Consider the following 10,482-nt stretch of genomic DNA (forward strand, 5'->3'; position numbering starts at 1 on the left):
CCGATGTGGAGCGGGTGATGTCACTTTGTAGCCGAGATTGGATAAAACTGACCTAATGTTTAATCCGATTGGTATAACGCCCCTCGGGCGACACCATGCTGATGGTGACCGGCAGGCCATCGGTGATGGCCCGCAGTCGGGCACGGCCACGCTCGATCTCCGCGAGCACCTGGCGGCGGGCCGTGATGTCGTGCAAAAACAGGGCGATGCGCACCTTGCCGTCGAACTGGTAACGCTCGGCAATCACCTCGACCGGGATGTGCCGGCCTGTGCGGGTGATGATGTCGCACTCCAGCCGCCGTGGCGGACTCTGCGGGTTGCCTGACAGGCTCAGCAGGGGATGCTCGGCGCCGAGCAGCCCGAAGAGGGGACGGCCCAGCATCTCGTCGGCGTGCCAGCCGAGCAGGGTGGTGGAGGCCGGGTTCCAGCCTGTGATGATGAAATCGGCATCGAGCTCGAGGAAGGCATTGCTGGTGTGCTCCAGCATGTGCTGCAAGCGGCGCTGCTCCTGCCACTGCTGCTGCTGCATGGCGCCGCGCTCGCGCATCTCCTGATGCAGCTGTTCCACCGTGCGGGAAAGCTCCCGGGTCCGTGACTGCACCTGCTGCTCGAGCCCTTGCTGCAGCCGCTCGAGTTCGGCTTCGGCCTGTTTGCGCTCGGTGAGGTCGGCAAACACGGCGATCATGTGGGGGGCCATGGTGCGGCTCTGGCAGAGGGTCACGCTGAGCTGGACCCAGCACTGGGTGCCATCGGCCCGGATCATCCGCTTCTCCAGCCGGTAATCCTGCCGTTGCCCCGCGATCAGGGCATCGAACAGGGGCTGCTCCCGTTGCAGATCTTCGGGATGGGTCATGGCGAGCCAGGTCCGGCTCAGCATCTCGTGCTCGCTGTAACCGAGCAGCCGCTCCAGCCCCGGGTTGGCCCGCAGCCACTTGCCTTCGAGGGAGGAGAGGGCCATGCCCACCGACGACTGGTTGAAGGTGAGGGTGAAGAGATGCTCCTTGTCTTCCAGCACCTGGTTGAGGGTGCGCACCTGGTGGCGCCGCTCCAGATCGTGCAGGGTGTTCTCCACCAGGCGGCCGAAGTCGTCGAGATCCCGGCAGGCATCTTCGTCGAGATGGCGCGGCACATGGTCCACCAGGCAGAGGGTGCCGAGCACCACGCCATCGAGGGCGCGCAGGGGTCGACCGGCGTAGAAGACCACGCCGGGATCATCGGTCACCAGCGGATTGTCGGCAAAGCGGAGATCCCGTCTGGCATCCGGTACCTGCATGATCTCGGGGTGCAAAATGGCATGACCGCAGAAGGAGTGCTCCCGGTTGATCTCGCACATATCGACCCCGGTGCGGGCGAGAAACCACTGCCTGTTCACGTCGGTCAGGGAGACCATGGCGATGGGGAGTGCGAAATGCCGGGTGATGAGCCGGGTGAGGCGATCCAGCTGATCGATGGGCTCGTGGTCGAGCAGGCCGAGGATGCGCAGTCGTTCCAGTCGACTGTGTTCATCCAGCGGCAAGGGGGGGGCAATCATGTGGCTCTCCTGCCAGTGATCTTGCCAGTGTTATATACAAGCCGGAGGATGTGATCCACTCCCGCTTATTGCGGAGCGGCGGGTTTGCTCTGTTTCTTGTGCTTGCGCACCCGCATGTAGTTGCGACGCACCCCGTAGGAGATGAGCAGGCCGGCCAGCAGCATCACCAGCAGCATCAGGCGTTGTTTCTCCTGGTTGACCTTGAGATGGGTATCTTGTGCGGCCAGCAGTTTCTGCTCTTCCAGGGTGATCCTCAGATAGCCCAGGGTCAGGTTTCCGTCCTGGATCTCCTGGACGAACTGGATGCGCCCCTTGCCCTGCTCCGGCAGGGATTTGTTGTCGCTGCCGATGGGCAGCAGACTGTCCAGCGGCAGGGCGTTGTCCGACTGGGCGAGGGGAATGCCGCGGGCGTCATAGAGGGTGACATCCAGAATGTCAGGCTCGGCGGCCAGATCCTGCGCCAGTCTCTCCAGTTCGCTCTCCTTATCCTCCTTGATCCAGCGGCGCATGTCCCGGGCGGCATAGGCGACCAGCGCCTGTGCCCTGTCCCGTGCCGCCGCGTGCAGGGCGGCCTGGCTCTCTCCCTGCATGTGGATGAGCAGCACCAGCACCCAGAGACCGAGCAGGACTCCCGCCGCCAGGCTGACAACACGTTTGATGGGAAGATGACGCACAGAACCGGGCCTCTGGTAATGGATGAGCGGGGCTGGCTGGTGCCCCGGTGCCGCGAAGCGGGAAACAGGGTGGTCTGTTTCCATGTCTGCCCGCACCGCAGGCGGGATCTTGGCGCTTGCCTGTACAAAAAGCAATACGCTACTCTGGGCCCGCATGATGAACCCCATGATTTCCAAGGAAGGCGTCTCTCTTATGTTGTTGTCCCAACTTCCCCGCTCCCTGCACGACTGGTCCGGGGCCCTGAGCTGTGCCCCCTGCTGGCAGCTCACCAACGAAGCCCTGCTGCCCGCGGCCAACGCCCACGACAGCGCCTGGATTGTCCTGTTTGGCAAGGGGCTGGAGGCCGGTCATCTGGCCCGCCTGGCCCAGCAGCTGGATGCCCTGGGGCTTGAGTCAAGCCTCTATCCCGCAGGGGAGCAGGCCGGTATTCCGCTGCTGCTGCTTGGCACCAACCGCTTTTCCCCCGAGCTGGTGCAGGCGCTCAAAGCCCAGGAGTGGGACATCGACCTGTGTCATCTGGCCGCCCTGCCTACCCTGAGTGAGCCCGGTCTGCTGGTGATGGACATGGATTCCACCGCGATCAGGATAGAGTGCATCGACGAAATCGCGCGGCTGGCCGGGGTCGGTGAGCAAGTGGCGGCCGTTACCGCGGCGGCCATGCAGGGCAAGCTGGAGTTTGCCGACAGTCTGCGTGCCCGGGTGGCGCTGCTGGAAGGGGCGCCGGTCACCATCCTCGACGAGGTGGCGGCCGACATGCCCTGGATGCCGGGCCTGCCACTCATGGTCGATGCCCTCAAGCAGGCTGGCTGGAAGGTGGCGATCGCCTCCGGTGGCTTCACCCGCTTTGCCGGCGAGTTGCAGCGTGCTCTGGGTCTGGATGCCATTTTCGCCAACGAGCTGGCGGTGGAAGGGGGCTTGCTGACCGGCAAGGTGAGCGGCCCCATCGTCGATGCCGCCGCCAAGGCCGAAGCACTGCAACAGCTGGCCTCGGAGTACGGGGTGGTTGCATCCCAGACGGTTGCGGTCGGCGATGGTGCCAACGATCTCAAGATGATGGCGGTGGCGGGGCTTGGCATTGCCATTCATGCCAAACCCCTGGTACGTGCCCAGGCGGCGGCGACCCTCAATCACCACGATCTGGAAGGGGTGCTCTGCCTGCTCGGCGCCCTGGCTTGTCGCGACCGACGCTGGTGCTGATCCCGCTCAAGGAGGAGCCGATCACGAGATGGAACTGTTACAGCAATCCCTGTTTGTCCCCTGCGGTGAGCATCGACTCCATGTGCGCCATATCCAGCCCGGTGTCGCGGTGCATGCCGACCCCATCCTGATGGTGCACGGGGCCATCGAGAACGGCCGCATCTTCTACACCGAATCGGGCAAGGGGCTTGCCTGCTTTCTGGCTCGCCACGGGTATCAGGTCTATGTGGCGGATCTGCGTGGTCGGGGTCTGAGCACACCGACCATCGCCGAGCGGGCCGGCCACGGCCAGCATGAGCTGATCACCGAGGATCTGCCCGCCCTGCAGCGCTGGGTATCGGCCCGCCATGCCGGTGCCCGGGTGCACTGGATGGCCCACTCCTGGGGCGGCGTCATCATGGCCTCGACCCTGGTGCGCTTCCCCGAGCTGGCGGAGCAGGTTGCCAGCCTGGTGTTCTTCGGCACCAAGCGGGGGGTCTCGGTGCAGAACCCGGAGCGCTGGTTGAAGGTGGATCTGATCTGGAACCGGCTCGCCCCCTGGCTGGCGCGCCGCCGGGGGTTTCTGGCCGCCCGCCGGTTGAAGATAGGGGCCGATGATGAGCCCCTGCGCTACTTGCAGGAGACCATCCCCTGGGTCAAGTGCGGGCCCTGGTTGGACCCCTTTGACGGCTTCGCCTATGACGAGGCGGCGAGCCGGGTCAACTGGCCCCCGCTCTGGATGATCTCCGCCAAGGCGGACAAGGTACTTGGCCACCCCGTCGACGTGCGCCGCTTCAGCGACGAGATGGGATCGGCTGCCCGCCACACCCGTCTTGGGCGGGACAACGGCAACCGGCTCGATTACGACCACATCAACATGCTGACGGCGCCCCAGGCACAGGAGGATCACTTCCCCGACATCCTCGCCTGGCTGCGCAACCCCCAGGCTGCCTGATAGACAAAAAACGGGCACTTGCGTGCCCGTTTTTTGTTGTCTCCCTGCCCTGCTGGCTAGCGGGGCCCGGATGGTATGCCAAGGCGGAACAGGGTCGCCTCGGTGGTATCGGTCAGTTCACCCACGCCCACGACACTCCAGAGCTCCTCTTCCAGCTTCTTGGCCTTGTGAATGGCGAACTTGGCGATGTAGTCCAGTTCACCCGCGATGAAGCTGGTGTCCGGGCGGCCGGTGCGCGAAATACCCACCAGTACCGAATAGAACTCTCCCTGTTGCCGGGCCAGCTCGATGAAGCGGCGCTTTTGATCCGGTGAGCTGAAGCTGCTGGCCAGGTGGCTGCGAAACAGGGGGGTTCCCCCCTGGGAGTGGAGGGCGGCGATGTAGACCTCCTCCTCTTCCGGCTTGTCTTCCCGCTCGATGGCGCGCAGGGGATTGAGCAGCAGGGCCTTGAGCAGTGCCCCCTGGAACAGGGGATACAGGTTCAACTGCTGATCCTGCTCGGCACAGATGCGCAGCAGACGGGAAAGGCTGCGTGGCTGTGGCGAGAGGCCGGCTGCGGCCAGTTTCGGTGCGGCCTTGAGCTTGTTCACATAGACGGGGGTGTTGAACAGGTGGTGGGTGTAGAGGTTGCGCAGCGCCCTGGCCATGCCGTGATAGCGATTGAACTCCCGGGTGGTCTTGAGCTTGTTCTGGTTGCTTTCGATCAGCAGGCTGAAGAACTGGTGGCCGGTATGGCGCTCAGCCGTCCCCTCGATGCACAGATGCAGCACGGTTCTGCTCAGGTTGAGGCTGACCAGCCGATAGGGCAGGCGTTGCAGGTCCATGTTTCTGGCGAGCTCCTGCAAACGGGGCAGAGCCACCGTGATGATGTCTCCCTTCTCCCCGTCGAACGGCTCCTCCAGCTCGATTTGCATGCCGTGGGCCGAGATGTCTCGGGTCCAGCCGACCCAGGATCGCTCCTTGTGATGCAAGACGATGGCCGTCTTGTGCATGTAGCGCGCCTCCTTGCGCAGTTGCACATAGTGCAGCGTCTCTATCTCGAAGGGGGCGGCATGGATGTCATGGCCAAAGCGCTGCAAGGCGTTGGCGTTGAGCGGCTCCTGGCTGGTCTCTCGCTGGAACTCGTCGCGCTGGTTGTCCAGGTTTATCTCCTGCAGCATGCCCACGTAACCGAGCTGGGCCAGGCGCTCGCGCAGCAGCCTGTCCTGCAACGGGCTCGCCCCGCCCTGGGGGTTGTCGAGGTCGGCCTCCCGCAGGGTGCAGGCTTCCATGCTGAACTTGTACACCCGCCAGCTAGGGCGGCGGGCGCCGATCTGGAAGAAGAGCGCGGTCAGTCCGCTCTGTTCCAGCTCCTCCCGGGTCGCGGAGAAGAAGTAGAGGTGGCTGCGTACCGCATGGGTAAAGCTGTAGATCAGCGTCTCGCGCAGCCCCTCTTTGCCTGGGAGCAACGAGGGCATGCGGGCCGCAGTGAAGAGGCTGGCGAGCATGTCGCGGTTCTTGGCGTCGCGCCAGTATTCGAGAATGTGCTGGTTGTTCTCGGTGCGCAGGGCGATCTCGAGGGCGGGGATGCTGCCCTTGCCGAAATAGAGGGGCATGCCGGTCATGCGCGGCAGATAGAACTGCTCATACCCCTTGATGACGGCGGCGGAGAGCAGGTAGTCGACGCTGACGCGATAGCGGCTGCGGTTGCGCTCGATGAAGTCGCGCAGGAACTCGTCAAACACCGGATGCTCGCCGTTCTTGAGCAGCCTGAGCCAGAATTTGTCCTCTTTTCTCTCCTCCCCCAGGATCTGGTAGCTGACCGGGTCACGCAGCAGGGGATGGGGATGATCGCGTTCCAGTCCGGTGAAGAAGACGGCTATCAGGTCGCCTGTCTGGTAGTCGGGCAGATAGGGCACGGATACCCGGATGCCGCCGAGGGAGATGTCGGAGCTCTTGGCGAGGATCTTCTCGCCGTTGGCGAGCTGGAGCACCATGGGAGAGCTGAAGTGCATGCGCTCTTCCTGTCGCCCGTAATGGCTGGCGAAGGGGATGGCGCTGACATCGAACGGACGAAACGGGCTGATGGGCAGTGCCAGATTGTCGCTGCGCCCCTGGTTGAGCTTGTACCAGGCTTGCAGCGCCTCGTAGACCCCCAGGGTGTAGCTGTCCCGGTAGAGGTAGCACTGGGATTGAAACAGCTCGATGGCCTCGGCGGGCATGAAGTGGGTCACCCCGTCGAACTCATGCACCTGACAGAGGGTGCCCAGCTCGTTGCGCATGTCGATGACGCGCCGACAGGGGGTGCACTTGCGTTTGAGTTCCATCTTCAGCAGGAACCGACTGTTGGTATTTTCGTTCTGGGTCAGACGGTTGAAGATTTCGTCGAAGTCCTTTTCCCGGAGCAGGGGGACAAGTTGTTCTATCAGATGTAGTGGTTGTTCTGAATCCATGTATTCCTGCCGCGGAAAGTCACTTTTCCGATTCTGGGTTTGATCTGCCGGTCGCAAACAAGTATATCAAGCAGAAATTCATCCTGTCCCCGAGTTATCCATGGCCAAAAACAAAACCGCCTATGTTTGTTCCGAATGTGGAGCCGACTTCACCCGCTGGCAAGGCCAGTGCAGCGAGTGCAAGGAGTGGAACACCATCACCGAGGTGCGACTGGGGGTGACGACACCCGGCAAGAGTGCTCGCTATACCGGTTATGCGGGCGCGGTCGGGAGCCAGGTGCAGACCCTGGCGGAGATCGCCACCACGGAGATCCCCCGTTTCAGCTCGGGCTTCAAGGAGCTGGACCGCGTACTCGGTGGCGGCGTGGTCCCCGGTTCGGCCATTCTCATCGGCGGCAACCCCGGGGCCGGCAAATCGACCCTGTTGCTGCAGACCATGTGCGCCCTGGCGCAGCGCATGAAGACCCTCTATGTGACCGGTGAGGAGTCACTGCAACAGGTGGCGATGCGGGCCGGTCGGCTGGGTCTGCCCACGGACAAGCTGCGCATGTTGTCCGAGACCAGCGTCGAGCAGATCTGTCTCATCGCCCAGCAGGAGCAGCCTCAGATCATGGTCATCGACTCCATCCAGGTGATGCACGTGGCGGATGTGCAGTCCGCGCCGGGTTCCGTCTCCCAGGTGCGGGAGTCGGCGGCGCTGCTGACACGCTATGCCAAGCAGAATCATGTGGCCATCTTCATGGTGGGCCACGTCACCAAGGACGGCACCCTGGCGGGCCCCAAGGTGCTGGAGCACTGCATCGACTGCTCCGTGCTGCTGGATGGCGGGCACGACTCGCGTTTTCGCACCCTGCGCTCCCACAAGAACCGCTTCGGTGCGGTCAACGAACTGGGGGTCTTCGCCATGACCGGGCAGGGAATGAAGGAGGTGAGCAACCCTTCCGCGATTTTCCTCAGCCGCGGGGAGGAGCAGGCTCCGGGCTCCATCGTCATGGTGATCTGGGAAGGCACGCGCCCCCTGCTGGTGGAGTTGCAGGCGCTGGTGGATTACTCCCAGCTCTCCAATCCGCGCCGTGTGGCGGTGGGGATGGACCACAACCGTCTCGCCATGCTGCTGGCGGTGCTGCATCGTCACGGGGGGTTGCAGATGGCGGATCAGGATGTGTTCATCAACGTGGTGGGTGGCGTCAAAGTCGAGGAGACCAGCGCGGATCTGGCGCTGCTGCTGGCCATGGTGTCGAGCTTCCGGGATCAGGCCCTGCCCAAGGACCTGGTGGTCTTTGGCGAGGTGGGGCTCTCCGGCGAGATACGGCCCGTGCCCTCGGGTCAGGAGCGACTGCAGGAGGCGGCCAAGCACGGTTTCCGCCGAGCCATCGTCCCGCATGCCAATGCGCCCAAACATCCCATCGAGGGGATGGAGGTGGTGCCGGTGAAGAAACTCTCCGATGCCCTCGAGGCCCTGTAACCAACCATGAAAAAGGAGCGTATGAACGCTCCTTTGTTTTTCTGCCCGCCCGCTCAGGATTCGGGGGGGACGTGGTCTCGGTGCTCTTGCAGCAACTGCTCCAGCTCGCGATGGAGCAGTTGCTCCTCTCCGATGTTCAGCTCGATCATCCGCTTGAGGTGAGTGGCGCTGTCGATGTCGATGTGGTGGCAGTAAAACCCCAGCTTCTTGCTGGCTTCGTGGGTCAGCTCGACCTGCATCTTGATCTCGATGTCGCTGCCCCCGAGCACGAAGCAGATTTCGTACTCCTTGTCCTCGCTGGCGACCCAATCCTCGGGTCTGAGCAGCAGGGCTCCCTGCAGGGAGACATCGACCAGCTGGGTGCGCCACTGGTGTTCACCCTGGGTGAGCTTGGCGGCGGTCAAATAGAAAATCCGAGTAAAGTGGCGGCGCTCGGCCATGGTCGTCTCCGGTCTGCGTGCGAGCAAGATGCTCATTCTTCATGTTGCAGAGTGTAATCCAGCTGGCACGCCAGGATATTGAACTGGCTCCGATATTGAATATCAGACCTGCTGATGGCTGAGGGATTCCACCACCTGCAGCGCCTTGACCAGCCGATCCTCCTGTTTGAACCTGTCCTCCAGCACGGGGCCGAGCTGGTTCAGATCCTCGTCCAGTTGCAGCAACTGGGCTTCGTCGGCGTTGCTGTACTTGTCGTTGAACTCCAGCGCGAATTCGGTACAGGCACGGATATGGGGGTAGATGCGCTTGGCCAGCTCCAGTTTGTCCCCGCTGGCTTGCTCAAAGGCGGTGACGACATGGTTGTAGATCTCGAAATGGCCTGCGCTGACGTAATCGACCAGTTGTTCGCAAAAACGTTGCAGTTCGACGTGACCTGGGAGGGTGCGTTGCTTGCACTTGGCGGGCATGAGGCCTGCCAGCCGCATGTACTCGACCAGCAACGCCTGTCTGGCATCCAGCCAGTCATCTATTGCTCTGTGCTTGCCTGCCAGTGCGCGCTTGGTTTTTTCCAGTTCAGTTAACATAGTCCCTCCATGGGCATGACATGCGGCTCTCGGGTCGCATGCCTTCGGTCATTCTCATCGACTGACGACACTCCTATAACTAGGGAAAATCCAGTTGACCGTCAATAGGAGTGTAGGGATATTGTTACATCAGGCGGGGATTTGCATGCCTCTCCCCACCGGTACTTCGCATCCTGTCGCCCATCCAGGGGACAAGGGGGCGATATATGTGACTATTTCCGCAGATCTTGATGAAAACCCCAGCATTCAAGCCAATCCGGCTGATAAAGCCTTTGCCTGAGTGTTTTTTTTTGAATAGAGTGGCCCGGTGCTAAATGCCCGATCATAAAGGAAATGTTATGAACAAAGCTCAACTTGTCGATGCAATTGCCGCCAAAGCAGACCTGAGCAAAGCTCAGGCCAAAGTCGCTCTGGAAGAGATCATCAATGGTATTACCCAGAGCCTGAAAGAGGGCGATGCCGTTCAGTTGGTGGGTTTTGGTACCTTCAAGGTCAACCATCGCGCGGGCCGTACCGGTCGCAACCCGCAAACCGGTAAAGAGATCCAGATTGCAGCCGCCAATGTGCCGTCCTTCGTGGCTGGCAAGGCGCTGAAAGACGCTGTCAAATAAGATCGTCTTGTAATCAAATGAAACCCGGCTTGTGCCGGGTTTTTTCTTGCCATCTTCGTCAAAATTTGTTTCAGATACACTCAGGATATGGCATGCGCTGTAGCGAGGTGGATATGGAACAGAAAAATGCCATTCGGCAGGTAGCCGTCCCTTGGGCTCCCTCTCGTCAACTCCCTCCCGGCCTGGTCGTGGCCGAACTGCATCAGGATATCTGGAGCGACACCCTGACCGTCATGCTGGGGCGTGCTCGCAGCATCGATCTGCCTCCGTTGCCCCTGTGCCGGGTGAGTTTTCGCCACATCTTCGCGGTGCGGGTGATGGAGGATTGCGATCTGGCGGAGGGGCGTGACAGCCACGTCATCGAGGAGCAGATCCAGCTCATCACCCCGTCCCGTTTCGCCAGCTGGTTCCATCAGGAATCCGATGGACTGCACCTGGATGAAGATTTGCAGCACTACCGCATCTCGACCTGGGATTACTGCGCCGATGTGCTGACCTCTTCTCCCCCTGAACTCCAGTTCATGGTTCAGGAAGAGTAATACCAATCAGATTAAAGATGTGATCTAATTGCTCTATTCTGGTTTCACTGTACTCAGTATGTCCGATCCAATC

Annotated in this window: 9 protein-coding genes and 1 pseudogene; 5 read left to right on the forward strand and 5 right to left on the reverse strand. The window is 61.8% G+C overall.

The window, feature by feature from the left end; genetic code table 11:
• Nucleotides 1-73: 73 nt before the first annotated feature.
• Both PG896_RS19305 and PG896_RS19310 read right to left on the reverse strand, forming a co-directional pair.
• A pseudogene (locus PG896_RS19305) lies at nt 74-1,531 on the reverse strand (PAS domain S-box protein); the annotation flags it as partial.
• A gap of 65 nt (nt 1,532-1,596) precedes the next feature.
• Nucleotides 1,597-2,205, reverse strand: coding sequence for an AhpA/YtjB family protein (locus PG896_RS19310; protein ID WP_010673032.1), 609 nt, complete (start codon nt 2,203-2,205; stop codon nt 1,597-1,599).
• A 193-nt stretch (nt 2,206-2,398) separates the two neighbouring features.
• Here PG896_RS19310 and serB point away from each other — a divergent pair, with 193 nt between their 5' ends.
• Nucleotides 2,399-3,403 carry a phosphoserine phosphatase SerB gene (gene serB, locus PG896_RS19315; protein WP_041210929.1) on the forward strand — a complete coding sequence of 335 codons (1,005 nt, stop codon included), beginning with the start codon at nt 2,399-2,401 and terminating at the stop codon, nt 3,401-3,403.
• Nucleotides 3,404-3,431: 28 nt separating this feature from the next.
• On the forward strand, nt 3,432-4,337 hold the full coding sequence (locus PG896_RS19320; protein ID WP_043153013.1) for an alpha/beta hydrolase family protein: 906 nt from the start codon (nt 3,432-3,434) through the stop codon (nt 4,335-4,337).
• Nucleotides 4,338-4,393: 56 nt separating this feature from the next.
• Here PG896_RS19320 and PG896_RS19325 read toward each other — a convergent pair whose 3' ends face one another.
• Entirely contained in the window at nt 4,394-6,769 is a 2,376-nt protein-coding gene (locus PG896_RS19325) for a PilZ domain-containing protein (protein WP_270836098.1), read from the reverse strand.
• Between the two features lie 100 nt (nt 6,770-6,869).
• On the opposite strand from PG896_RS19325, the gene radA reads away from it, so the two are divergent.
• Nucleotides 6,870-8,234, forward strand: coding sequence for a DNA repair protein RadA (gene radA, locus PG896_RS19330; RefSeq protein WP_109112051.1), 1,365 nt, complete (start codon nt 6,870-6,872; stop codon nt 8,232-8,234).
• Between the two features lie 53 nt (nt 8,235-8,287).
• On the opposite strand, the gene PG896_RS19335 is transcribed toward radA, so the two are convergent.
• Both PG896_RS19335 and PG896_RS19340 read right to left on the reverse strand, forming a co-directional pair.
• Nucleotides 8,288-8,674, reverse strand: a complete 387-nt coding sequence (locus tag PG896_RS19335) for a PilZ domain-containing protein (protein ID WP_029313755.1) — start codon at nt 8,672-8,674, stop codon at nt 8,288-8,290.
• Nucleotides 8,675-8,776: 102 nt separating this feature from the next.
• The gene (locus PG896_RS19340) at nt 8,777-9,259 is read right to left on the reverse strand and encodes an Rsd/AlgQ family anti-sigma factor (RefSeq protein ID WP_029313757.1); all 483 of its coding nucleotides are present in this window, start codon (nt 9,257-9,259) and stop codon (nt 8,777-8,779) included.
• Nucleotides 9,260-9,597: 338 nt separating this feature from the next.
• On the opposite strand from PG896_RS19340, the gene hupA reads away from it, so the two are divergent.
• Together hupA and PG896_RS19350 are read left to right on the forward strand one after the other, a co-directional pair.
• Nucleotides 9,598-9,870 carry a nucleoid-associated protein HU-alpha gene (gene hupA, locus PG896_RS19345; RefSeq protein ID WP_005305063.1) on the forward strand — a complete coding sequence of 91 codons (273 nt, stop codon included), beginning with the start codon at nt 9,598-9,600 and terminating at the stop codon, nt 9,868-9,870.
• Between the two features lie 113 nt (nt 9,871-9,983).
• Nucleotides 9,984-10,409 carry a hypothetical protein gene (locus PG896_RS19350; RefSeq protein WP_029313758.1) on the forward strand — a complete coding sequence of 142 codons (426 nt, stop codon included), beginning with the start codon at nt 9,984-9,986 and terminating at the stop codon, nt 10,407-10,409.
• Nucleotides 10,410-10,482 lie beyond the last annotated feature (73 nt).

The sequence above is a fragment of the Aeromonas sp. QDB30 genome (assembly GCF_027707645.1).
GTDB classification, from domain to species: domain Bacteria; phylum Pseudomonadota; class Gammaproteobacteria; order Enterobacterales; family Aeromonadaceae; genus Aeromonas; species Aeromonas caviae.

Bases quoted from the DNA above. Each gene is read 5' to 3' on its own strand.
- serB (WP_041210929.1), top strand. From the start codon at position 2,399: ATGTTGTTGTCCCAACTTCCCCGCTCCCTGCACGACTGGTCCGGGGCC.
- PG896_RS19320 (WP_043153013.1), top strand. From the start codon at position 3,432: ATGGAACTGTTACAGCAATCCCTGTTTGTCCCCTGCGGTGAGCATCGA.
- PG896_RS19325 (WP_270836098.1), bottom strand. From the start codon at position 6,769: ATGGATTCAGAACAACCACTACATCTGATAGAACAACTTGTCCCCCTG.
- radA (WP_109112051.1), top strand. From the start codon at position 6,870: ATGGCCAAAAACAAAACCGCCTATGTTTGTTCCGAATGTGGAGCCGAC.
- PG896_RS19335 (WP_029313755.1), bottom strand. From the start codon at position 8,674: ATGGCCGAGCGCCGCCACTTTACTCGGATTTTCTATTTGACCGCCGCC.
- PG896_RS19340 (WP_029313757.1), bottom strand. From the start codon at position 9,259: ATGTTAACTGAACTGGAAAAAACCAAGCGCGCACTGGCAGGCAAGCAC.
- hupA (WP_005305063.1), top strand. From the start codon at position 9,598: ATGAACAAAGCTCAACTTGTCGATGCAATTGCCGCCAAAGCAGACCTG.
- PG896_RS19350 (WP_029313758.1), top strand. From the start codon at position 9,984: ATGGAACAGAAAAATGCCATTCGGCAGGTAGCCGTCCCTTGGGCTCCC.